19 protein-coding genes are annotated in these 23,864 nt (G+C 70.3%); 4 read left to right on the plus strand and 15 right to left on the minus strand.

Annotation, left to right across the window (positions count from 1 at the left end):
• Positions 1–10 precede the first annotated feature (10 nt).
• The 7 genes from J0I43_RS15080 to J0I43_RS15110 all read right to left on the minus strand — a co-directional run bounded on the left by J0I43_RS15080 (position 11) and on the right by J0I43_RS15110 (position 7,871).
• Entirely contained in the window at positions 11–838 is an 828-nt protein-coding gene (locus J0I43_RS15080; RefSeq protein ID WP_292865679.1) for a MoaF C-terminal domain-containing protein, read from the minus strand.
• A gap of 181 nt (positions 839–1,019) precedes the next feature.
• A complete protein-coding gene (locus J0I43_RS15085; RefSeq protein ID WP_292865682.1) occupies positions 1,020–1,970 on the minus strand; it encodes a helix-turn-helix domain-containing protein in 951 nt (316 codons plus the stop codon).
• Positions 1,971–2,106: 136 nt separating this feature from the next.
• The gene (locus J0I43_RS15090) at positions 2,107–4,419 is read right to left on the minus strand and encodes an arylsulfatase (RefSeq protein WP_292865685.1); all 2,313 of its coding nucleotides are present in this window, start codon (positions 4,417–4,419) and stop codon (positions 2,107–2,109) included.
• Positions 4,419–5,213, minus strand: a complete 795-nt coding sequence (locus J0I43_RS15095; protein ID WP_292865956.1) for an ABC transporter ATP-binding protein — start codon at positions 5,211–5,213, stop codon at positions 4,419–4,421. Before J0I43_RS15095 ends, J0I43_RS15090 begins: the two co-directional genes overlap by 1 nt.
• 32 nt (positions 5,214–5,245) lie before the next feature.
• Positions 5,246–6,076: an ABC transporter permease gene (locus tag J0I43_RS15100; RefSeq protein ID WP_292865689.1), complete on the minus strand. Its 831-nt coding sequence runs from the start codon at positions 6,074–6,076 to the stop codon at positions 5,246–5,248.
• Positions 6,073–6,852: an ABC transporter permease gene (locus J0I43_RS15105; protein ID WP_292865692.1), complete on the minus strand. Its 780-nt coding sequence runs from the start codon at positions 6,850–6,852 to the stop codon at positions 6,073–6,075. Before J0I43_RS15105 ends, J0I43_RS15100 begins: the two co-directional genes overlap by 4 nt.
• Positions 6,852–7,871 (minus strand): ABC transporter substrate-binding protein, encoded by a 1,020-nt coding sequence (locus J0I43_RS15110; protein ID WP_292865695.1) that lies wholly within the window; start codon positions 7,869–7,871, stop codon positions 6,852–6,854. The genes J0I43_RS15105 and J0I43_RS15110 overlap by 1 nt, the downstream gene beginning before the upstream one ends.
• Before the next feature lie 230 nt (positions 7,872–8,101).
• Here J0I43_RS15110 and J0I43_RS15115 point away from each other — a divergent pair, with 230 nt between their 5' ends.
• A complete protein-coding gene (locus J0I43_RS15115; RefSeq protein ID WP_292865698.1) occupies positions 8,102–8,704 on the plus strand; it encodes a TetR/AcrR family transcriptional regulator in 603 nt (200 codons plus the stop codon).
• A gap of 7 nt (positions 8,705–8,711) precedes the next feature.
• Here the strand turns inward: J0I43_RS15115 and J0I43_RS15120 are convergent, their stop codons facing one another.
• Entirely contained in the window at positions 8,712–10,406 is a 1,695-nt protein-coding gene (locus tag J0I43_RS15120) for an amidohydrolase (protein ID WP_292865701.1), read from the minus strand.
• A gap of 4 nt (positions 10,407–10,410) precedes the next feature.
• A complete protein-coding gene (locus J0I43_RS15125; protein WP_292865704.1) occupies positions 10,411–12,441 on the minus strand; it encodes a primary-amine oxidase in 2,031 nt (676 codons plus the stop codon).
• Positions 12,442–12,597: 156 nt separating this feature from the next.
• Between J0I43_RS15125 and J0I43_RS15130 the strand changes: the two genes are divergently transcribed.
• A complete protein-coding gene (locus tag J0I43_RS15130) occupies positions 12,598–14,904 on the plus strand; it encodes an arylsulfatase (protein WP_292865707.1) in 2,307 nt (768 codons plus the stop codon).
• Here J0I43_RS15130 and J0I43_RS15135 read toward each other — a convergent pair.
• Genes J0I43_RS15135 through J0I43_RS15160 form a run of 6 tightly spaced genes read right to left on the minus strand, consistent with a single transcriptional unit; the run spans position 14,882 to position 21,014 of the window.
• Complete coding sequence (locus J0I43_RS15135; protein ID WP_292865710.1) at positions 14,882–16,141, minus strand: multidrug effflux MFS transporter; 1,260 nt, start codon at positions 16,139–16,141, stop codon at positions 14,882–14,884. The two genes, J0I43_RS15130 and J0I43_RS15135, sit on opposite strands and share 23 nt — an antisense overlap.
• The gene (locus J0I43_RS15140) at positions 16,138–17,142 is read right to left on the minus strand and encodes an alpha/beta hydrolase (RefSeq protein ID WP_292865713.1); all 1,005 of its coding nucleotides are present in this window, start codon (positions 17,140–17,142) and stop codon (positions 16,138–16,140) included. The genes J0I43_RS15135 and J0I43_RS15140 overlap by 4 nt, the downstream gene beginning before the upstream one ends.
• Positions 17,139–18,125 carry an alpha/beta hydrolase gene (locus J0I43_RS15145; RefSeq protein ID WP_292865716.1) on the minus strand — a complete coding sequence of 329 codons (987 nt, stop codon included), beginning with the start codon at positions 18,123–18,125 and terminating at the stop codon, positions 17,139–17,141. The genes J0I43_RS15140 and J0I43_RS15145 overlap by 4 nt, the downstream gene beginning before the upstream one ends.
• 49 nt (positions 18,126–18,174) lie before the next feature.
• Positions 18,175–19,125, minus strand: coding sequence for an aldo/keto reductase (locus tag J0I43_RS15150; RefSeq protein ID WP_292865719.1), 951 nt, complete (start codon positions 19,123–19,125; stop codon positions 18,175–18,177).
• Entirely contained in the window at positions 19,122–20,261 is a 1,140-nt protein-coding gene (locus J0I43_RS15155; RefSeq protein ID WP_292865722.1) for a zinc-binding dehydrogenase, read from the minus strand. The genes J0I43_RS15150 and J0I43_RS15155 overlap by 4 nt, the downstream gene beginning before the upstream one ends.
• Before the next feature lie 9 nt (positions 20,262–20,270).
• A complete protein-coding gene (locus J0I43_RS15160; RefSeq protein ID WP_292865725.1) occupies positions 20,271–21,014 on the minus strand; it encodes an SDR family NAD(P)-dependent oxidoreductase in 744 nt (247 codons plus the stop codon).
• A gap of 138 nt (positions 21,015–21,152) precedes the next feature.
• Here J0I43_RS15160 and J0I43_RS15165 point away from each other — a divergent pair, with 138 nt between their 5' ends.
• Positions 21,153–22,112 carry an aldo/keto reductase gene (locus J0I43_RS15165; protein WP_292865728.1) on the plus strand — a complete coding sequence of 320 codons (960 nt, stop codon included), beginning with the start codon at positions 21,153–21,155 and terminating at the stop codon, positions 22,110–22,112.
• Positions 22,113–22,295: 183 nt separating this feature from the next.
• Positions 22,296–23,831, plus strand: coding sequence for an ABC transporter substrate-binding protein (locus J0I43_RS15170; protein WP_292865730.1), 1,536 nt, complete (start codon positions 22,296–22,298; stop codon positions 23,829–23,831).
• Positions 23,832–23,864 lie beyond the last annotated feature (33 nt).

A 23,864-nucleotide genomic window follows, 5' to 3' on the forward strand; every position in this document is an offset into this window, starting at 1 on the left:
GCCTCGATCGTCAGACGGGCTGCGCGTCGGGGTAGCTGACGGAGCCGAGCGGGTAGATGTGGCCGCCGGCACGCGAGTGCTCCGAGGCGCCGGCGCCGTTCAGGCCGAGGAAGATGCCGGTCGTCCGCAGCGCGTAGCCGAGATCGTGCAGCCACACACTGGCGACGGCGATCCGGAACTCCCGGAAGCAGAAGAGGTAGAGGCCGTCGTCGAAGCGCCACACGGTCGACAGATCGGTGTCGCCGTGGCCGCGCTGCACGCCCTGCAGGCACTGCCAGCTGTAGCGCTGGCTGGAGAGGTACACGTGCTCGTAGAGGTGGTTCGGACTGTAGCGGTAGATGTTGCGCTTGCCGATGAGATCGCGGCTGGGGGCGGGTGCGGAACCCGTGGGCTCGCCGCCGTCGAGGGTGCCGGCGAGGAACTGCTGGGTCACCTGCGGTGTGCCCTCGACGGGCTCGGCGGCGATCCGCGAGACGACGGCGAGGGCGCGGCGCGTGCGCGTGGACCAGATCAGAGTGACCGCTTCCCGCTCGCGGCTCGTCAGCGGGAGGTTCACGAAGAGGACGTCGTCACGGACGGCGACGGCGTCGTAGGGGTCGCGCGTACCGGCATCCACCTGGATGGCGCCGCCGGCCGACCACGTGACCTCGTCGGTGTCGAACGCGAGGTCGATGCGGGTGCCGTCGTCGAGCGTGAGGTTCACGCGCTCGCCGGCGAGCGCGGCATTCGGCAGACGGAAGGTGTCGATGCCGGCGGCGAACTCGTCGTACGTGCGCCATTCGTCGAGAGCCGGATCGGACGTCGCGTCAGGCGCTGCGGGTGCGGAGAGGTCAGTCATGCGATGGGCTCCTTCGACCGATTCCGCGGCGGTGCGGAACCTGTGCCCATCGTCGAACCCGCGCCCACGGCGCTCAAGGTGTTCGCGGGGTTCGCGCGCGGTCAGTCAACCGGCGTGCCCGCAGCGGCAAGCCCGGTCACGGTCCGGCAACGGCGCCCGCGTCGCCCGCGTCACCGACGGGTCAGTGCGCGGCGCGGAACTCGCTCGGCGACACGTCGAACGCGGTCTTGAAAGCGCGGCTGAAGTGCGCGGCGTCCACGAAGCCCCAGCGCGCGGCGATCGCCGCGACCGGACGGTCTGCCAGCACGGGGTCGATCAGGTCGCGGCGGCACTGTTCGAGCCGGCGTGTGCGGATCCACGTCGACACCGTCGTGCCCTGCGCCTGGAACAGGCCGTGCAGATGCCGCGTGGAGATGAAGTGCGCCGCCGCGATCGACGTCGGTCCGAGATCGGCGGACGCGAGGTTGCGCTCGATGTGCGAGCGGATCCGCTGCATGAGGGCCCGATGCGGGTCGGCGAGGGCGTCGTCGAGCCCGAGCTCGCGGGTGAAGACGGTCGTGACGAGATCGAGCGCGCTGTGGGCGAGGCGCGCCCCCGTCGAGCCGCGGAACTGGTCCAGATTCGCCGCCAGCTGCATGAGGTAGGGGCTGACGACGGCGCCGAGCCCCTCCGATCCCGCGATGCGCACGGCGGTCAACTGCCCCACCATGTCGGCGGGGAGGGTGATGAGGTGGCGGGGGAACATCACCACCATCGTGCGGAAGTCTTCGTCGAACGTGAGCGTGTACGGGCGGCTCGTGTCGTACACGGCGAGGTCGCCGGGGGTGAGGACGGCCTCGCGGTCGTCCTGGATCAGGAGGCCCGTGCCGGCCAGCATGAGGCTGACCTTGAAGTGCGGGCGGTCGTCGCGTGCGATGAGCTCGGGCGTGCGCTCGACGACGTGCTCGGTCGCGCGGACGTCGCTGATGTGCACCTCGTCGATCCCGGCGCCGCGGATGACGCCGCGGAAGCGGTCGGAGCGGCGGGAAGTCACGTGCAGAGGCACGAACGAGTCGTTGACCGCCGCGCGGAAGGCGCTGATGTCGCGCGCGATCGTGGTGGAGACCACCGCATCACGGAAAGTCGTCGGCATCGCCGGAACCTCGATTCTGGACCGTGGACGTCATCGTATACGATCTGATGTCCGCCCATGATAGCTCTTTCCGCCGCCCACGGCCAATGATTCGGGTCCGTGCCGGCTCGAGGGAGAGAGGTGCTCATCGTGCCGTTCAGTCCGCAAGGGCACTCACGGCCTCGTCGATGGCGCGCAGCACGCCAGGATCGAACGGCGAGCGCGCTCCGGGAACGTAGCGCACGCGTCTGAGATCGCCGCCGGTGAAGCGTGACGCGCCGGTGCGTTCGTACCGGTCCCAGTCGACGGGGCTGCCGTAGTCGTATCCGACGCTGATCCCGGTGAAGGGCGCCATCCCGAGAAGCATCGGCACGCTTCCCAGTCCGACGAGGCTCCGACCGGCGGCGAGGACGGTGAGCGACCAGCGCAGCTCGGGCTGCTCGTCGAACACCAGCACGAGCTCGTGTCTCCCCGGCGGGAGCGGCTCTGAGGTCGCCCGATGCATGAGCCCGTATGCGTTGTAGGCGAGGGCCAGCCGACCGTCCTCCAGCGCGAGCGAGTAGCCGCCGCCCTGGTCGCCGTGAGCGAGGAGCACGCCGGTCGACAGCGGTGTCGTCTCGATGTCGATCTCGACACGGAACGACCGGAGGACCGTGAGCTTCGCCGATCGGAAGCGCTCGAGGGGCGGACGGAATGCGGGCAGTGTCACGGGCTCGGCGAGGACCGCCTCCGTCTCGGGGCGCACCGTTCCGAGCGACCCGTCATCGTCGAGGGGGAAGACCGTGTTGGACCACGCCTCCTCGCGCCACTGCGCGGCGAGACGCGCCACCGTGCCGGGGTCGCCGTCGGCGAGATCCCTCGTCTCGGTGGGGTCGGTGCGGAGGTCGTACAGTTCCCAGCGTCCTCCCGCGGCGCCTTCCTCCTTGCGGGGCGCGGTGGGGGAGACGACTTTCAGGCCGTTCTCGTACAGCGCGCGCTGACCGCCGACCTCGAAGTACTGACGGGTGCGGGAAACGGATGCCGGGTCTTCGAGGGCGTGCACGAACGACCGACCGTCGACGTCGGTGGCCGGTACCCCCGCGCGTTGGACGAGCGGTGCGACGCCGACGAGGTCGAGCACGGTCGGCGCGATGTCGGAGACGAAGACGAACTGACGCCGGAGGCCGGCCAGTTCGGCGCGCGGTGCGTTCGGCCAGGACAGCACGAGCGGAGCGTGCACCCCGCCCTCGTAGGGAGTCGACTTGAAAGCGCGGAACGGTGTGTTCGAGACGCGCGCCCAGCCCGACGGGTACTGGCTGAACATCCGGGGACCGCCGATCAGTGACGGGTCCCGCGGCGCGTCTGCGATCCATCCCTCCGGCAGTGGAGTGTCGATGCCGAACTGGGCGAAGTAACTGCGCGTTCCCGACGGGCCGCCCTCCGCGGTGCCACCGTTGTCGCTCGTCACGATGATGATGGTGTCCTCACGCTCTCCGAGCTCGTCGAGGCGGGCCAGGAGACGTCCGATGCTCTGATCGATCTCGTCGACGGCGGCGGCGTAGGCCTCCATGTGACGCGCGAAGAGCTCGTGCTCAGAGGGGGAGAGGTCCTCCCAGGGACGGATGCCCGCGGCATCCGGATCATCGTCGGCCGGCAGGGTGGCGTCCTCCGAGACGATCCCCGCATGACGCTGCCGCTCGAACCGCTCCGCACGCAGCACGTTCCAGCCCGCTTCATAGCGGCCGCGGTACTTCGCGATGTCGATGTCCTTGGCCTGGATCGGGCCGTGGACGGAGGTGTGGGCGAAGTAGAGGAAGAACGGGCGGTGCGGGTCGTTCGTGCGGAGGTCGTCGATCATCCCGATGGCCCGGTCGGTGAGGTCGTCGGTGAGGAAGTACTCCGGCGCGAACTCGGGCACGTCGAGCGGGGAGTTGTCCGACACCAGGCGGTGCGGATGGTGCAGCGAGGTGAAGCCGTCCATGCACCCGAAATAGCGGTCGAATCCCCGCTGGAGCGGCCATGACGACTTGTCCGCCGCATCGTGCAGTCGGGACTCGACGGTGAGGTGCCACTTACCGACCATGAAGGTGGCGTAGCCACCGGCCCGAAGGGACTCGGCGAGCGTCGGGGCATCCGCCGGAAGCTCGCACGCGAAGCCGGGGTAGCCGGGATCGATGTGCGCGACGTAGCCGAACCCCGCTCGGTGGGGGTTGAGTCCCGTGAGCAGCGCGGCGCGCGAGGGGGAGCACATCGGTGCGGTGTGATAGTTCGTGAACGTCCAGCCCTCGCGGGCGAGTGCGTCGATGTGCGGCGTGTCGATCTCGCTGCCGAACGGACCGAGGTCGCTGAAGCCGAGATCGTCGACGAGCACCATCACCACGTTCGGACCTCGTCGGCGGGTCGACGGTTTCGGCCACCACGGGCGCGAGTCCGACGTGAACTCCTCGACGTGCCCGCGGAAGCTCTCGTACCCCCGGGCGCCCTCCTGCATCAGTTCGCCTTCCGGATGAGTCCCAGGATCTCGCTGCGCAACTCGGCGAACAAGGGCTCGGCGCGGGTCGTGAGCTGATCGCGTGGCGCCGGGAAGGCGACATCGAGGATGCGGGTCACTTTCGCCGGGCGCTCGCCGAGGACGACCACCCGATCCGAGAGGTAGACGGCCTCGTCGATGTCATGAGTGACCACCACGATCGTCATGCCGAACTCCTCGCGGATCTTGAGACAGAGGTCCTCCAGGTCGAACCTCGTCTGTGCGTCGACGGAGGGGAACGGCTCGTCCATGATGAGCACGTCGGGCCGGTAGGCGATGGCGCGCGCGATCGCGACGCGCTGCTGCATCCCGCCGGAGAGCTGCCAAGGGTACTTCGTCTCGGCTCCCGCGAGCCCGACAGCGGCGAGAGCCCCGGAGATGCGTGCAGCGCGCTCGGCCTTCGGCAGGCGGAGGTGCTTCAAGGGCAGTGCGACGTTGCGCTCGACGGTGAGCCACGGCATGAGCGAGCGCGTGTACTCCTGAAAGACGAGTGCGAGGTCGCGCGGCGGGCCGTCGATGACATTCCCGTCGATCGCCGCGACACCCGAGGTGGCCGGCTGGAGGCCGGCGAGGCACTTCAGCAGTGTCGTCTTGCCGATGCCGGACGGACCGACGATGCACGCGACCTCGCCGGCGCGCACGTCGAAGGTCAGATCGGCGATGACGACGACGGGGCCGTTCTTGGTCGGGTACGACTTCGACAGGGAGCGGACCGACAGCCGTGCCGGGGCGTCCGCTCGGGTCGGCGCGGGCATCGCGGTGGGCGCGGAGTGCGCGGTGGTGTCGTTCACAGTTCTCTTCCGATCTGCTGGGCGGCGATGTACCAGCGAAGAATCCACTTGCGGAACAGCCCGAACAGGGCCGAGGCGGCGTAGCCGATGACGCCGAGGAGGAGGATGCCGGCCCACATGTCGGCGATCGCGAACGACTGCTGCGCGAGCAGCGTCGCCGCCCCGAGACCTGTGGAGGAGCCGAGCATCTCGCTCGCGATCATGACGATGAACGCGGTCATGAGACTCACCTGCATTCCGGAGAGGATGCGCGGGCTCGCCGCGGGGAGGACGACGAGGGCCACGCGCGTGGGCCACTGGAATCGGTAGACCCGCGTCACCATGCCGAGGACGGGATCGACGCTGCGCACGCCGTCGATCGTCGCGATCAGCGTCGGGAAGAGGGCGGCCAGGGTGATCGAGAGGATGCGGGTCTCGTTGCCGAATCCGAGGAGCGCCACGAAGATCGGGACGAGCGCGACAGGCGGGATGGCGCGGAAGAAGTGCACCACGGGGTCGACGAACCAGGCGATGGGGCGCACGAGACCGAACACCGTGCCGATCCCGACGCCGATCGCGGATGCCAGGGCGAACGAGAGGGCGAGGTTTCCGACCGACGAACCGACGTTCGTCCAGAAGACGGGTGTCTGCGCCATCTGTCCCAGCCGCTGCAGGATCGTCTGGAGCGGCGGCAAGAAGGCGTTCGTCGATCTCGCGGAGCCGATCCACCAGGCGGCGAGGAGGAGGAGCGGCACAAGGACCTCGATGGCGACGAGCATGCCGCGCGGAGCGCGCGCGGTGCGCCGGCGGAGCGCGCGGGTGCTCACACGCCCGGTCAGCGCGCTCATCGGGTCGCCTCCGGCCGGTACTGCGGGTGCCAATGCAGCAGCCGCCGCTCGCCCCACTCGCTGATCCCTGCGACGATGAGCCCGAGAGCTCCGAGGATGAGCACATGGGCGAACAGTCGCGTCTGGTCGCCCGAGAGCTGCGCGAGCAGAAGGCTCTGGCCGAGGCCTGGGCCGCCTCCGAGCAGGCCCGCGACGACGGCGACGATGAGCGCGGTCGGCGCCGCGACGCGAAGAGCCGTGCCGATGTAGGGGAGGGCGCTCGGGAGGATGACGGAACGCAGGATCTCGGCTCGACCCATTCCGTACGACCGCGAGGTGGCGATGGCGACCGGATCAGTGTCGAAGACCCCGGCCGAGGTCTGCATGGCGATGGCGAAGACGCACCCGAAGAACACGAGGAAGACTCCCATGCCAGCGGTCGGGCCCCAGATGAGGACGACGACCGGGAGGATCACGATGGGCGGGATCGGCTTGAGGAACTCGAGGGGGATCCGCGTCGCGTGCATCGCGATCGGAGAGACGCCGATCATGATGCCCACGAGGACTCCCGCCGTCGCCGCCAGGAGCAGCCCGCCGAGCGCCATCCCGAGTGTGCTCGCGACGGCAGACCAGAGATCGGGCGTCACGAGGAGCGCGCCGGCCTGTCCGATCGCATCGAATGCCGTGGGGAGCGGCGAGTCGGCGAGGGGTCCCGCGGTGGCGGCGTACTGCCACGCCGCCACCGCGGTCGCGATCCCCGCCGCTCCCACGAGCGGCTGGCGAGCGGAGGCATGCATCAGGGCTCCGGAATGATGACGCCGTCGAGGGCGACGGGAGCGCCGAGGAAGCCGAGGGCGACGAGCTTGTCGTTGACGCGTTGGATGTCTTCGACGCGCACGGACGTGGGCCAGTAGGGAACGGTGGCGTCCGCGACCGTCAGCGTCGACTTCGTGTAGTCGATGCCCGCCTGCACGGCATCGTCGGGGTGCTCGTTGGCAAAGGCGTTGGCCTTGGCGATCGCTCGCTGGAAGCCGGCGATCGCGGAGGACTTGCCCTCGACGGTGCTCGCTCCGGCGACCCACAGCCCGACCGCACCCTCACGGAAGAAGTGGATGCCGGGGGAGACGACGTGCGTGGCTCCGTCGGCCGCGGCCTGGTCGGTGAAGGGCGTGACGAGTCCGGCTGCGTCGACCTGTCCCGCCTTGAGGGCGGCGGCCGCCGAGGTGAAGTCGAGGACGACCCAGTTGATGGACGCGGGATCGACGCCGGCATCGCTCAGCGCTGCGGAGATCGTCACCTCGAGCTGAGCCTTGCGCGCGGGGACGGCGATCGTCTTGCCGGCGAGCTGCTCGACCGATGTGATCCCGCTTGTAGCGCTCGCGTAGAGCGCGCTGTCGTCCTTCTTGTCGGCGTCCGCGGCGTCGGCATCGCCGTCGGCGTAGCCGTCGGCGTAGCCGTCGGCGGCCTGGACGATCTTCAGCGGCACCGACTGGCTGAGGGCGTTCAGCACGGGGATGCTGGGCGCGTACGCGAGGTCGACCTGGCCGCTCTGCGCGGCGGCGAGCCCTGCGGCGGGATTGGCCACGACCGAGGTCTCGATCTCGAGCCCTTCATCCGAGAAGAAACCCTGCTGGATGCCGAGCTGCAGAGCGCCGTCGGAGAGGAGACCGATGGTCGCGACCTTCAGTGTCGTCGCACCGCTTCCGCTCGGCCCGCCGGCGGATCCGGAGTCGGAGGAGCAGGCGCTGAGGAACAGGCCCGCGGCGGCCGCCGCGGCGAGAGCGAACACCGCGCGACGGTGTGAGGACTTCAACATGGTGGGCTCCTTCGAGAATGCATCGGATGGGTGAGGCAGGAGCGACGGCCGTGAGCGGGGTCGTCGTCGACGCCCGGTCTGGGACGAGGCGCCCTTGCTTTTCGTCACCGGTTGGTGATTAAAAGCTACTCCCGATTGTGTCGCGCTGTCATTACGGCTGTGTAACGATACGTAACCGTTTGGAGACAAAAAGCGCGCCCCGTAGGCTTCTCTCCAGAGGAGGAGCCGACATGCCGAAGATCGTCGACCATGACGAGCGTCGCGAACAGATCGTGGATGCCACATGGCGACTCATCCACCGCGGGGGGTTCGAGAAGGCCACGATGCGCGAGATCGCCGCAGAGGCGGGGTTCGCCCACGGTGCGCTCCAGCGCTACTTCCCCAACAAGGAGAGCGTCCTCGCCGCAGCATTCGTCCGTGCCCACACCCGGACGAACGATCGCGCACGTGCTGAGCTCGAAGCCGAGAGAGGGCTCAGCGCATTGAGGACGCTGTGCCTCGAGATCATGCCGATCGATCGCGATCGTGCGCAGGAGTCGCGCGTCGTGGTCGCCTTCTGGGATCGTGCCGTCCAGGACCCCGAACTCTGGAACGCGCATCGGGCGAACGCTCTCAACTGGCGCCGGCAGATGCAGACGTTCCTCGATCAGGCGCGCGCCGACGGGGAGATCGGCGACGGCGTCGTCGACGAAGTGGTCATCGATCAGATCTCGAGCATGAACGCCGGTCTGCAGGTGATGTGCCTGCTCATGCCCGACGAGACGACGGCCGCACGGCAGATCGCGGCGCTCGATGCGATTCTCGACGGACTGCGCGCGTCGGCGGCCCCCTGACGAGGGGTCAGCGTTCGTACACGACACGGCCGCCCACCACAGTGAGGTCGACACAGAGGTCGCGCAGCGCATCCACGTGATCCTCGTTCGGCAGCGACCCGGACAGCACGACGAGATCGGCCCACCGCCCCGGCGCAAGGGTCCCCTTCGACGCGCGGGCCCCGTCGAGGACGGCGGCGGTCACCGTCATCATCGCGACGGCATCGAGGACGGAGACCGCTTCGGGGTCGCCGGAGCGCGGCATCCCGTCGACCTGCGAACGCTGCACCGCGGTGATCACGGCTTCACGCCAATCGGGGTCGACCACCGGGGCATCGGAGGACAGGGTCACCGTGACTCCTGATCGGAGGGCGGAGCCGAGTGGCTGTCGCACGCTCTGGCGTTCCGGACCGAGCAGCACGTGGCCGATCCCGGAGACCATCCGCGAGATCACGGGGTTGGCGGTCCAGCCGATGTTCGCGTCGGCGAGCTGCCGCATACCGGAGGCGGGAAGGAAGTCGCCGTGGATGAGGTAGGGGGTGGCGGCGCGGTCCGTGTCGGAGAGATCGAGGAGGGCGTCGACCACGGCATCCGAGGCGGCATCACCGGTCGCGTGCACGCCGGCCTGCAGCCCCGACGCTCCGATCGCGGCGAGCACGTCACGCAGGGTGGACGTGCGTTCCGCGTCGTCCTCGCCGCCGACGGAGAGGCGTCCGCGAGCCGGAGGGTCGCCGTAGGGCTCGCGGTGCCAGGCGGTGCCGCTGCGTTGGATGCCGTCGGCGAAGACCTTGACGCCCGCGACGCGCAGCATGTGCGGGTCGAGGTCGTCGAAGGCGTGTGGGAGAGGCCCGGCAAGGCCTGCCCTGACACTCTGCGCGGTCTCGCCGCCCGTGCCGGAGAAGGTCAGCAGCACCCCTGTGCGCACCGTGAGCTGGTCGGAGCGCGCGAGGGAGGCGAGCGCGGTCAGTGCGGCGGGCGACGCCGAGCCATCGAAGAGTGTGGCATGCCCGGGTCCGATCCCGGGGTCGGTGACCGAGGTGATTCCGAGGGCCGCCAGGTCGCGCTGAGCCTCGATCAGGACCCGGGCGAGAGTGTCGGCGTCGACGGCGGGAAGGGCGCGGAGGACGAGAGCCGTCGCCGCGTCGGCGAACACTCCCGTCGGCTCTCCGGACTCGTCGCGCACGACGACGCCGCCCTCGGGGTCGGGCGTATCGCGGTCGATGCCGAGGACGTCCAGCGCGGCCGATCCGACGAGCAACTGGTGTCCGGTGCGGTCGAGGAGCACGGTCGGGACGTCCTCGATCCCGTGTGCGGCGAGCGCGCGATCGACGTCAGCCGTCGTCCCGGGCCGACCGAGGGCCTCGGCATCCCACCCCTGCGCGCGGATCCACCCGTCGTCGCCGATCGCATCCGCGGTGAGCACTTCGGCGAGGCCCTCCCACGACGGCACCGACGCCGATGAGACATCGCGCAGTCCGTGCCGGGCCATCGCATAGCAGACGAGATGCAGGTGCGTGTCGTTGATCCCGGGGATCACGGTGCGGCCGGCGAGCTCGACGACCCGGGTGCGCGGACCGATGTGCTCGGCCACCGTGGGCCCGACCGCCAGCACCGTGCCGCCGCCGATCGCAATGGCATCGCTCACTGCCGGCGGCACGCCCGGAGCCCAGTCGGCGAAGGTGACGACCGCGCCCCCGCGCAGGACGAGATCGGCGACGGTCATGCGCTCAGTGCCCGCAGGTGCAGGCAGCGCCCTCACCGCAGCCGCCGTCGACGGCCTCTTCGGCGCCCGATCGCACGGCGTGCGCCTGGCTCGATTCGGGGACGTCCATCGCGGGGTTGACGTCGCTGAACCCGTACGGCTTGAACCAGAACCCCGCGTAGTCGACGGGCATGATGGGCCAGTCCTCGGGGCGGGGGATGTGGGTGAGGCCGAACGTGTGCCAGAGCACGAGGTCTTCGCCGTCGATCGAGCGGTCGTCGGCCGTGTAGGCGGGGAGCCCGGCTCCGCCCTGGTGGGCGTTCGGGTACCGACCGGCGGGCCAGCGCTCGTCGGGGTCGTACGCGGTGCCCCAGAGGTGCTTCGTCGCGAACGCGGCGCGTGCCGCGACGGTGGATGCCGGGTCGGCCATGAGCAGGGCGGTCGGCTCGGGGACGAGGTGGTACGCGGTCGGCTTGCCGATGTAGTTCCTCTTCGACGCCGACTGCACCTCCCACACGCGCGCGACGGACGTGTCGGCGAGGCGCTGCGCCTCGTGTTCGGTGCGCAGGGGTGTCGCCGTCCAGGTGAAGGCGTTGCCGAAGGGATTGTCCGCGCCCATCGGGATGCGTGCGGCGTCGATCTCGATGAGGCGGTTGTCGTCACCGTCGATCGAGACGTCGAGCCGCGCCGAGAACAGGTGCTGGTGGACCGGTGCGAATACCCCCGGCGCGATCTCGGGGGCGTGACGGTTCTCGGCGCCCGGGATCCCGGCGCCGACGAACACGATGCCGGTCGCCTTCGCCTCGACCTGGATGGAGCCGTCGAGGTAGAAGTACCAGAAGAAGCCGTAGTCGTAGTTGCCGATCGTGGAGAAGTACGAGACGACCAGGCGCCGCGAACGGCGCACCTGCGCGCCGACGGGCCCCGGCTCGGTGTGCTTCCACAGCACGCCGTAGTCCTCCTCGTGCATGCACACGACGTTCGGGATCTTGACTGCGTGCCCGTGGTCGTCGGCGACGTAGCCGTCGAAGTAGCGGATGACGCCGAGGCAGTCGCAGCCGAGCTCGAGGTGGTTCCCGTTCTTGCCGAGGAGGTACTCGCCGGCGTCGAAGTAGCTGATCCAGAAGCGCGTGTTGCTCGTGTCGCCGTAGGGGACGACCATCTCTGGCACGCTCGCGCGCGAGAGGACGGACCGGTCGTCGAAGCGCACGTCGTGCAGCACGAGGCCCTCGCGGGCGTTGAAGTCGACGCGCAGCGACCAGTTCTCCCACTGCACGTGATGGCCGTCGACATGGAAGCTCGGCCCCTCGGGCTGCGTGATCTCGATCGGCTTGAGCGTGTCGCGGGCCGGGCCCACGGCATCCGGCGTGTACTTCCCGCTGCCGGCCGGGACGGGGATGTCGCCGTCGTCCTCGATGCCGATGACCTCGTTCGTCACGAGGTCGACGTGCACGATCAGCCCCTCGACGGGATGCGCCCACGGGATGTCGTCCTCGCTGTCGCGCAGGAACGTGAGGGAGCGGATGACGCGGCGGCCCACCTCGTTCTCGCGCCCGACGAATCCGGGGGCGAGCGGGCCGCAGAAGGCGAGGTCCATCCGGTCCGCCAGGCCGCGGCGGGTCATCGCGGTCCGCCACTCCGTCGAGGCCTTCACGATCTCGGCGGCCCGCTCGTACTCCTCGAAGAGGTACTGCGGCTGTCCGTAGGGAGCCGTCGTCGTGTCGTACGAGCGCTGAGAGACGATCTCCCCGCGGGTGATCGACACGATCGCCTCCGTGACGTCGCCCGTCGCGGCATCCAACAGGGTGACATCGACGCGGCGATCGATCTCGTCGCCCGGCCTCCAGGCCGCGAGTTCGGTCTTGTCGTACTCGTCCGGCAGGAGCATCGGCACCCGCACGCTCTCGGTGAGAAGTCCCGCGCCGACGAGGATCTCGCGCGCGCGGTCGATCTCGGCGGCTGTCAGCGGGTCGCGCGGATGCCGCGGTGCGCTCTCGACGGCGCCCGGAGGAAGCAGATCGGGGTTGCCGCCGGCGTGGTCGTGATGGTGCGTCATCGCAGTCTCCTCCAGAGTGATGGCATCCAGTGTCCCTCGCCCGTGCGCCGGCGGATTGATCGCCCGTGCACGATCCGTGACCGAGGCCGCGGGAGCAGTGCGGTGCGGTGGCCCGGGCGACAGTATATTCTACGATCGTAGATCAAAGGAGACGCGATGACGGATCGAATCCCCGATGGCGCACGTGGATACGACGGCTTCGGCGGGGTCGTCGCCACCCGGACGTCGCAGTCCACGCCGTGGTGGCCGGCGCCCCGACGCGCGCGTGCCGGAGCGCCGAACGTCATCGTCGTCCTCGTCGACGACATGGGCTTCAGCGACGTGTCGCCCTTCGGGGGAGAGATCGACACGCCCGCCGTCCACGCGCTCGCCGACGAGGGGTACCGGTTCGCGAACTTCCATGCGACGCCGCTGTGCTCACCGTCCCGCGCGGCGCTGCTGACCGGAGCGAATCCGCATCGGGCCGGCTTCGGCATGGTCGCCCACGCCGATCCGGGCTATCCGGGGTACCGCATGCTGCTGCCGCGCGAGCTCCCGACCCTTGCGGAGTCCTTCCGTGAGAACGGCTACGCGACCTTCATGGTCGGAAAGTGGCATCTGACGCTCGAGTCGCTCATGCACGACGGCGCCGACCGTTCCTCGTGGCCGGTCCAGCGCGGGTTCGATCGGTACTTCGGGTCGATGGACGGGTTCACGACCCTGTATCACCCGCATCGCCTCGTCCGCGACAACTCGGTCGTCGCCGAGGATCCGGGGGGCGAGGACTACCTGACCGACCGGCTCACCGACGAGGCCATCGCGATGATCGACGGGCTGCGGGCGAACGAGGCATCCCGCCCGTTCTTCCTCTACTTCGCCCACCACGCCGTCCACGGGCCGGTGCAGGCCAAACCCGAAGACATCGCCAAGTACCGCGGCGCGTACGACGCCGGATGGGATCGCGTGCGCGCGGAGCGTCTCGAGCGTCAGATCGCCGCCGGCCTGATGCCCGCGGGAACGGTGCTCCCCGCGGCGGCGGACAGCGACGACATCCCACGATGGGACGAGCTCGACGACGAAGCGCGTGCCCTGTTCGCGCGGCACATGGAGGTCTACGCCGCGGCCGTCGACGGCGTCGATCAGTCGCTCGGCCGGCTCGTCGCGCACCTCAAGGAGATCGACGAGTACGACAACACGATCATCGTCTTCACGAGTGACAACGGAGGGACGGCGGAGGGCGGTCCGACAGGAACCCGCAGCTACTTCAGCCAGTTCGTGCACGCCGCGGATCTGCCGCGTGACTGGGTGCGCGACGTCGAGAGGCCGCTCGACGAGATGGGTGGCCCCCGCGTGCACGGGCACTACCCTGCGGGCTGGGCGCGAGTCTCGAACACGCCGTTCCGTCAGTTCAAGGGGTCGCTGTACGAAGGCGGCATCCACACCCCGCTCGTCGTCTCCTGGCCCGCCGGCCTGCCGCGGGCGGTCGGCGACGACGGTGTCCGGACGGGGTTCGCGTACATCACCGACCTCGCGCCCACGCTGCTCGAGCTCGCGGGCGCGACGCGCGCCGCGGAAGCGGCGGGCGTCCGCGCGGAGGATGCCGATGGCGAGAGCTTCGCCGCCGCTCTGCGCGACAGCGGAGCTCCGGGCCGCGCCGATCAGTACCTCGCGCTCGTCGGCCAGCGCGCATACTTCGGCCGCGGATTCAAGGCGGTCGCCCCCGCACTCGGCCAGACGGATGACGACCTGCGCGATTGGCGGCTGTACGACCTCGCCGCCGACCCGGCCGAATCGATGGACGTCGCTGCCGAGCACCCCGACATCGTGGCCGACCTCGCCGAGCGGTGGCGCGTGGCGGCGTGGCGGAACACCGTCTTCCCGCTCGGCGACGACTTCTCGCTCTTCGGCGTGCGCCCCGCGACAGACCTCGAGTACTCCCAGCCGGTGACGATCCGGCCCGGCACACCGACGCTCGAACGGTGGCGGTCGGCGCGACTCGTCTCGTTGCGCTCGTTCGTGGTCGAGGTCGACCTCGACGGCGACCTCGGGGAAGGCATGCTGTTCAGCCACGGCGATCAGGGTGGAGGCTACGCCCTCTATGCCGAGGCCGGTGCGCTCGTGTTCGCCTACAACGCGTACGGCCGGATGACCCGGAGTGCGGTCGAGACAGCTGCTGCGCGGCGGGTGGTCGTGCGATTCGCCGCGCTCGCCGCGTTCGAGCGGGAGGTCGTCGTCGAGGTCGACGAGGACGAGCGGATGAGGCTCGATCGCCTCCCGATGCTCATCGGGATGGCGCCGTTCACGGGCATCAGCGTCGGCGCCGACGGCGGCGGGCCGGTCGACTGGGAGCTCTTCGAGCGACACGGACGATTCCCGTACTCGGGCGATCTGCGTTCGGTGCGCTACGTGCCCGGAGCCACGGCGCCCTACAACCACGAGGTCATGGTCGCCGTCGACGAGATCAGCGCCCGGTTGATGGACTGAGCTCTCCGATCTCTCCCGCGCCGGGTGCGCGGGCGGCGCGGCGCACGCCGATCCAGGCAATCACGGCGGCGGCCGCCGCGGCGATCGCCATCGTGGCGGCCATCGTCAGCGTCGTCGTGCCGCCGAGCGCCGCGAGCGGCGCGACGACCGGTCCGAAGAGGAACGTCGACGTGCCGAGGAGCGCCGCGGCCGTGCCGGCACGCGCACCGTGCCGGGCGAGTGCGAGCGTCGATCCGTTCGGCCCGCTCGTGCCGGCGAGCAGCATGAACAGCACGAGCGAAGCCGCGATGAGGGCACCGGAGGCGCCCGCGGACGCGAGCGCGAGGAGCACGAGGGTGGATGCCAGCGTCGCGGTGATCCCCGTGAGGTACATCCGCGCGGGCCCGAGCCGAGGGACGAGCACACGGCTGATCTGGCCGCCGGCGATGCTCGCGAGAGCGCACGCGGCGAAGACGAGGCTGAACGCCTGCGGAGACAGGTCGAACTGCTCCTGCATGACGAAGCTCGACATCGACAGATACGTGAAGAACGCGACGCCGCCGGCGGCTCCCGCGAGCAGAACGGCGCGGAAGAGCGGGTCGCGCACGGCCTCGCCGGCGTGGGCGAGGGCCTCCGGCATCCCGCCCGCATGACGCTCGGCGGGCGCGAGAGTCTCCGGCAGCGCGAACAGGACGAGCGCGACGAGGCACACCCCGACGCCGCCGAGCACCCAGAACACGCCCCACCAGTCCATGACGTAGGCGAGCTGCCCGCCGACGATCGGCGCCACGATCGGCGCCGTGCCCGACACGACGAGCAGCAGTGACAGCATGCGCGAGAGGGCGACGCCCGTGAAGAGGTCGCGTGCGACCGCGAGAGAGATGACGATGCCGGCCGATCCGGCGAGGCCCTGCAGGAATCGCGCCGCGAGGAGCATCTCGATCGTCGGAGCGAGAGCGCAGCAGACCGACAGCACGGCGAAGGCGGCGACCCCCACGACGAGCGGGCGCCGGCGGCCGAACCGGTCGCTCAACGGCCCCGCGACGAGCTGACCGAGGCCCAGCCCGATCATGCAGGCCGACATGGTCGCCTGCGCGAGCGCGTCGGAGACGTCGAAGCTCCGCGCGAGCTGCGGCAGATGCGGCAGGTAGAGATCCATCGACAGCGGCCCGAACGCTTCGAGCAGACCCAGCACGAGCACGGCCCGCAGTGTCGAGAGGCGGCGTGCCGGAACACGCGGCGTCTCCGTGCCGCTCACGGCAGGTCGAGGAGCCGACGGATCCAGCTGTCTCGGGCGGCGTTCGCGGCCTGCGACACGATCGCGTCGGGGGAGAACCCGCTGAAGCCGTGATAGCCGCCGCCCCACACGTGGAGCTCGGCCTGACCGCCGGTCGCCCAGATCCGCGTCGCATACGCGACGGCCTCATCGCGGAAGGTCTCTGCAGCCCCGACCTCGACGTAGGCAGGAGGGAGGCCGGCGAGGTCGGTCGCGCGCGCGGGAGCGGTGTACGGCGAGACGGCGTCCGTGAAGCGATCGGCGCCGGCGATGGCATCCCATGCCGTGTCGTTGTTGTTCCGGTCCCACGCGCCGATGCCGTCGTACTGGTGCGCCGACACGGTCTCGTTCCGATCATCGAGCATCGGGCAGTTCAGCAGCTGCCCCGCGATCGCGGGCCCGCCGCGGTCGCGGCTGAGGAGGGCCACCGCCGCCGACAGACCGCCGCCCGCGCTCGCGCCCGACACGAGGATGCGGGCCGGGTCGATGCCGAGCTCTGCCGCGTGCGCGGCCATCCACACCAGTGTCGCGTAGCAGTCCTCGGCCTGCGCGGGGCCTGGGTGCTCCGGGGCGAGTCGGTACTCGACGGCGACCCCGACGACGCCGTAGCGCTCCGCGAGGTCGATGATCTCGGGGGTGCCGAAGAACCGCGTCCCGAGCACCATGCCGCCGCCGTGGATCGAGAGCACGGCGGGGGCGGGCGTGGATGCCGGTGCCGTCGGCCGGGCGATCGTGATCTCGACCTCGGGCGCGCCGGCCGGTCCGGGGATGAGCCGGTCCTCCCAGACGACCGCCCGGCCGGCGACCTGCTGATCGATCGAGGGGATGATCGTCGCGAAGTGGTCGCGGTTCGCGTGGATCGTCTCCGCGCGCAGCGGGATGATCTCGACGAGTTCGAGGAACGCCGCGAGACCGGGCTCCAACGCAGGGTCGTACGGCACCGGCGCCGGGCGCGCCGCCGGCGCCTTCTCGGCGGTGCTCACAGGCCCAGCACCCGTCGCAGCCACGACGTACGCGAAGCGAGCGCGGCGCGCGTGATCTCGGTGTCCGGCATGTACATGTCGAAGCCGTGGCATCCCCCCGCCCACACGTGCAGCTCCGCCTGTCCGCCGGTCGCCCAGATGCGCGACGCGTAGGCGACATCCTCGTCGCGGAACAACTCTGCCGCGCCCACCTCGATGAACGCGGGCGGCAGGTTCGAAAGGTCGGCCGCGCGGCTCGGCGCCGCGTACGCGGGCGCCGCATCGCTCGAGGCGAGTTCCTCGCCGAGGACGCAGTCCCAGGCGAGCAGATTGAGTTCGCGCAGCCAGGTGCCGATGCCGTCGTACTGCAGGCTCGCGACGGACGAGTTCGTGTTGTCGATCATGGGGCACAGCAGGAGCTGGCCCGCCATGGTCGGCCCCTGGCGGTCGCGCGCGAGGAGCGCGACGGCAGCCGAGAAACCGCCGCCTGCGCTCCCGCCCATAACGACGATGCGGTCGGGGTCGACGCCGAGCTCGGCGGCGTTCTCGGCGAGCCAGACGAAGCCGGCGTAGCAGTCCTCGACGCCGGCGGGGTAGGGGTCCTCCGGGGCGAGGCGGTACTCCACCGTGACCCCGACGACGCCGAGCTCGTCGACGAGGTCGACGACACGCCCGCTCTCCCACGACCGATGCCCGACGATCATGCCGCCGCCGTGGATGTTGTAGAGCGCGGGGAGGGCCTCCCCGTCGCGACCGCGCGGACGGAAGATCGTCACCTCGATGTCGGGCGCGCCGTCGGGGCCGGGGATCACGCGCTCCTCCCAATCGATCTCGCGCCCCGCGATCACGTCGTCGTTGCCCGGGAACATGCGGTCGGTGCCCTCGCGCGGAAGGGTGTCGCGGGTCATGGGCGGCTGCGCGGGCAGCGCGTCGAGCACCGCCTGGATCTCGGGGTCGAAGGGGACGGGCGGCAGTTGGGGGCGGCCGAGGGCGGGTGCGGTCATGACGGTCTCCTGGAGGAAGAAGGGGAAGGGATGCCGGGTGTCGGCGGGGTCAGGGGCCCTCGGGGTCGACGACACCGTCGTCGCACCAGAACGGCTCGACGAGCCGGCGGAGCTCGGCTGCCCCGACGCGGTCCACGAGCGCCACGGCCCCGAGGTTGGCGCGCAGCTGCGCGGTGCTCGTCGCGCCGAAGAGGGTCGTCGCGAGGGCCGGATGGGTGAGCGAGAAGGCGATGCCGAGCTGAGCGGGCGTGGCATCCAGGCTCTCCGCCAGCGCGGTGAAGGCGGGGACGGTGGCGATGATGCGCTCGCGGATCTCGCCGGGGTCGCGTCCGACCTGACGGCTGGGCGCGACCTTGCCGGCGAGGATGCCGCCCTCGAGCACGTCGGATGCCTGCAGGCCGAGTCCCTGCGACCAGAGGCGCGCGAACGGGGCGCCGTCGGGGATCGCCCGCCGCGCGACCGAGTACTTCAGCTGCGCGATCTGCGGACCGGGCAGCCCGTCCTCCGCGGCGATGTCGATGAGGCGCTGGACCGTCGTCGCCGACCAGTTGTTGACGCCCCACGCGCGGATCAGACCCGCGGCCGTCAGCGCGCCGAGGTCGTGCACGAGCACGCGCAGGTCGACCGGGGAGTCCCGCAGATCGCCGAGGACGACGAGGTCCGCATGGTCCTCGCCGACGCGGAACAGCGCGTTCTCCAGCTGCGGGCGGAATCCGTCGTCGCCGTAGCCTTCGAGCCACAGCTTGCTCGACAGCATCCACTCGTCTCGCCGCACGCCGGCGGCCCGGATGATCGCGGAGAACAGCACGTCGGTGAACACCGGGGGCGCGCCCGGGAACGAGTACACGCCGACGTCGAAGAGGTTCACCCCGGCATCCACGGCGCCCCGCACCATCGTGACGGCCTCGGCGAAGTCCATGCGGTCGTACGTGTGCCACGAGCCGAGGGCGAAGACCGAGGTCTCCAGCCCGCTCGTACCGAGGGGACGGCGGGGGATCATGCGGCACGCTCCGGCGTGTGGTCGGCGTGGTCGGCGTGATCGAGGCGCGGGTCGATGACCGCTTTGACCTCCGCGAGGTGCTCCATCGCGGCGAGCTTCGCCGAGGCGCCGGCGAGGCCCACGGGGGCGCTGAACAGCGCGTCCCAGTCGTAGCGGTCGGCGAAGGCGGCGAAGAAGTCGATCGATCGGGCATAGTCGGCGATGTCGCCGTTGAGAGATCCGGTCACGGTGAGTTCCTTGCCCATCACGGCGCTGAGCGGCAGCGCGTCGCCGACGGGGCCGGTCGAGCCGACGATCGTCACGGTGCCGCGCTGCGCGGCCATGCCGACCGCCTCGGGACCGACGCTGGGAGCCCCCGCGAAGTCGAAGACGTGATCGGCGCCGTGGCCGCCCGTCAGCTCCATCACCTGCGCGACGACGGAGCCCTCGCCGATGTGCACCGTCGCGTCGGCGCCGAAGCGCGCGGCGAGCTCGAGGCGCGCCGCGGGGGCGCCGATCGTGATCACCTGCGCCGCACCGGAGATCTTCGCGACCGCGGTGGCGAAGATCCCGAGTGCTCCCGAGCCCTGGATCGCGACGCGTGATCCGGGGCGGATGCCGCCGGCACGGTCGAACGCGCGCAGCACCGTCTTCGCGGCGCAGCCCGCCATCGACGCCCACGTGTCCTTGACGTTCTCGGGCAGACGCAGCTTCGCGGCACCGGGCGTGACGTACGCGTAGTCGGCGAGGCCGGCCGTCGCGAACGGCGGCACGTCGCTGCGCTGCAGGAAGCCGTAGCCGCGGTGGGCGCAGTGCACCGGCTCGCGCAGCACGACGCAGCCGTAGCACTGCCCGCACGTCGACTCCGACCAGCCGATCCGGTCGCCGACCGCCAGGTCGCGCCCGAGTGCATCGCGCGTGCCGTCGCCGAGGGCGACGATCTCGCCGATCATCTCGTGCCCGAGCACCATCGGCAGCATGCCGGGGAACGTCATCTTCCCCGACCAGATCTCGATATCGGTGCCGCACAGGGTCGCGCAGCGGATGCGGACGATCGCCGCGCCCGGGGCGGGGGCGGGCAGGGGGAGCTCCTGCAGCTCGAGGGGGCCGCCGTGCGTCGTGAGCACGGCGGCGCGGGTGGTGGTGGGGGTGGTCATGGTGTCCTTTCAGACCAGCAGCTGGCCGCCGTCGACCGGCAGGCTCACGCCGGTGATGTGCGCGGCGTCGGGAGATGCGAGGAAGACGGCCGCCGCGGCGACCTGGCGCGGATCGGCGAACTGGTGGAGCGGGATGCGGGAGAGCCATCCCTCACGCATCGGCGAGCCCTCCGGCATCCCCTCGCGCATCATCGGGGTGTCGACGGGACCGGGTGCGACGGCGTTCACACGGATTCCGGCGGGGCCGAGCTCGATCGCGGCCCAGCGGGTGAGGGCGTCGACGGCGGCCTTGCTCGACTCGTACGCGCCCATGCCCGGGGTGGGCTGGCGACCGCCGATCGAGGAGACGTTGACGATCGCACCGCCGGCTCCTGCGGCGGTCATGCGGCGCGCGACGGCCTGCGTCATCGCGAAGGTGCCGAGGATGTTGACCCGGATCGTCGCCTCGAAGTCCGCGACGGGGAGCTCGAGCACCGTTCCGTGGAGGTGCAGGATGCCGGCGTTGTTGACGAGCACGTCGACGGGGCCGTGCGCCGAGATGGCCGTCTCGAGCGCGCCGGGGATCGCGGCGGCATCCGTGAGGTCGAGGCCGATCGTCGTGACGCCGAGGTCCGCGCCGAGCGCGTCGAGGCGCTCGCCGGGGAGATCGGTGAGCGTCACGGCGTCGCCGAGGGCGCGGAAGGCATCGGCGAGGGCGCGGCCGACGCCGCCGGCGCCGCCGGTGATGAGGACGTGCCGGGGAGTGCGGGTCATGGGGGAGGGCTCCTCTGCGAGCGGGGTGTTGCGACGTTGCAGCAGACGTTATTATACAAACGTAGAAAAACACAAGCGTCTGTGTCGTCGCCTCCGATCGCAGGGTGGCAGGCACGGGCCGAACGCCAGGAGGCGCCGATGTCACCGTCCCCGATCGCTCGCCGTCCGCTGGGTCCTTCGGGCCCACTCGTGCCGCCGCTCGCCCTCGGGTCCTGGAACATCTGGGACCGCATGAGTGAGGACGAGGCGGTCGAGATCATCCGCGCGGCCGTCGCGGGCGGGGCGGGGTTCTTCGACGTCGCCTACTACAACATGGGCCCGCACGCGGAGAACTCGCGCACCGACATCCTGTTCGGGCGGGCGCTCCGCGCGTCGGGCGTCGCGCGCGACGACGTCGTCCTGTGCGGCAAGCTGTGGCTCTGGGACTGGCCGCGCACGGGCTTTCGCGCCCAGCTCGAGGAGAGCCTCGAGCGCGCGGGCCTCGACCGGTTCGACGCCGTCGTCGTCGGTGACTATCGCGACGCGCCCGAGCCCGAGCGGCTCGTCGAGGAGGTCGGCGCCCTCCTCGACGAGGGGCTGTTCGACGTGTGGGGCATCAACAACTGGGTCGTCGGCGATACGCGAGCCGTGATCGATCGTGCCGCGGCATCCGGGGTCGTTCCGCCGACGTTCGCGCAGCTGAAGTACTCGATCGTGCGACGCTCGATGGCGGAGGGGCAGCCCTACCGCGAGCTGTTCGAGGACGGGATGCTCGGTCTGCAGGCATCCGATAGCTTCGAGGGCGGCGTGCTCCTCGGGCGTACGCCGCAGCGGAAGATCGGCGCCGATGTCGGCGGCATCCGCGAGCGCATCGCGGCGGCGGCACCCGAGGTGGCGCGCGTCGCTGCGGAGTTCGAGGCGACCCCCGCCCAGCTCGCGACCGCGTACTGCCTCGCCTACGCGCCGACGACGAACGTGCTGTTCGGGGTCTCGCGGCTCGCGCAGCTGGCCGACAATCTCGCTGCGGTTCGGCTCGCGGAGCAGTCGGGTGCGGAGATCCGCGCGGCGCTCGCCCACCTCTGGCTGGACGACGGTGTGGCGGCGGACGGCACGTGGTGATGTTTCGGCCGCGTAACGAATTCTCTACAACTGTGGAAAAAACTCCGATGAACGCTTGACGTCTTTTTCCACGGATGTAGACTAACCAGCACGGCACATCGGAGTGGCGTCGTTTCCGGCTCACGCAGCGGACAGCGAAGCTCCTTCGGACCTTCTTCCCCACCCGCACCGAGAGTAGGAAACATGGAAAAGAAGTACCTCGCGGCGACCGTCGCCGCCCTCGCCGCCGTCACGACCCTGTTGTCCGGTTGTACCGGTGGCGGCGACGCCACCGCCACCGGAGGTGCGACCGCGGAGGGCCCCGCCGATCTCAAGATCGGGAACTTCCTCGACGTGACGTCCTGGGACCCCTCGCTCGCCGACATCGGCTTCGACGGTCCGTACCTGTCCGCCGTCTATGACGCCCTGATCGCCCTCGACAAGGACGGCAACCCGATCCCCTCGCTCGCGACGAAGTGGACGGTCGCCGATGACGACCTGAGCATCGACCTCGACATCCGCACCGACGCGAAGTTCAGCGACGGCACAGTCGTCGATGCCGACGCCGTCGTGAAGAGCCTCGAATACCTCCAGCAGGGTGCCCGTTCGGGCGAGGCGTATACGCACGTCAAGGACTTCGAGAAGGTCGATGACGACACCGTTCGCATCGATCTGACCGAGCGCGACGACACGATCCTCTATTTCATGGGCCTCGGTCGCAGCTATGTGATGGCGCCGTCGGCGATCGACGCCGGCACCCTCGGCAAGGAGCCGGTCGGGTCAGGCCCGTACACGTTGGATTCGACGACGAGCGTCGCCGGCTCGGAGTACCACTTCACGAAGGTCGCCGACTACTGGGATGCCGCGACCTACCCGTTCCAGACGCTCGCGATCTTCCCGATCCTGGACGCCACGGCGCGCCACAACGCCATGCTCTCCGGGCAGATCAACGTCAACTACGGCGACGTGACGAATCTCGATCAGGCGAAGCAGCAGGGCTGGAACATCGCCGAGCGCGTGTCCGGATGGGTCGGTCTGCAGTTCACCGATCACACCGGCGCGAAGGTCGAGGCCCTCGGCAAGACCGAGGTGCGCCAGGCGCTGAACTACGCATTCGACGGCGCGGCGATCCTCCAGGCGGTCGGGTCCGGGGCGGGTGTCGTCACGAACCAGGTCTTCCCCGACGGCGGCGCGACGAACGACGCGAGCCTCAACGACATGTACGCGTTCAACGTCGCGAAGGCGAAGGAGCTCCTCGCGGATGCCGGGTACCCGAACGGCTTCTCGGTGACGATGCCGATGTCGCCGATCTTCGCCCAGTGGCAGCCCTCGGCCGAGCAGGCGCTCACCGACATCGGCGTGACCGTCACGTGGGACCAGATGCAGCAGCCGGACTACCAGCTCAACGCCGCGTCGTACCCGATGTTCATCGCGTTCCTCGCGATGGACGGCAACTCGGTCGCGACCGTCGCTCGGCAGGTGACCAGCAAGCAGTGGTTCAACCCCGCGCCCGACTACGCGTCCTTCCCGGAGGTCGCCTCGATCGTCGACGAGATCAACACGACGACCGGTGACGAGCAGGCCTCGGCGATCGCGGACCTCAACACGAAGCTCACGGAGCTCGCGTGGTGGTCGGTCTGGTACCAGGCCAACAACACGTACTACAGCGTTCCGGGCATCACGGTGCAGCCGGTGATCGGCATGATGTTCCCGACGCTGCGCTACATCCAGCACGGCTGATGTCCAGGAGGTGGCGGGCTCCGCCCGCCACCT

The sequence above is a fragment of the Microbacterium sp. genome (assembly GCF_017305435.1).
Classification (GTDB): Bacteria; Actinomycetota; Actinomycetes; order Actinomycetales; family Microbacteriaceae; genus Microbacterium.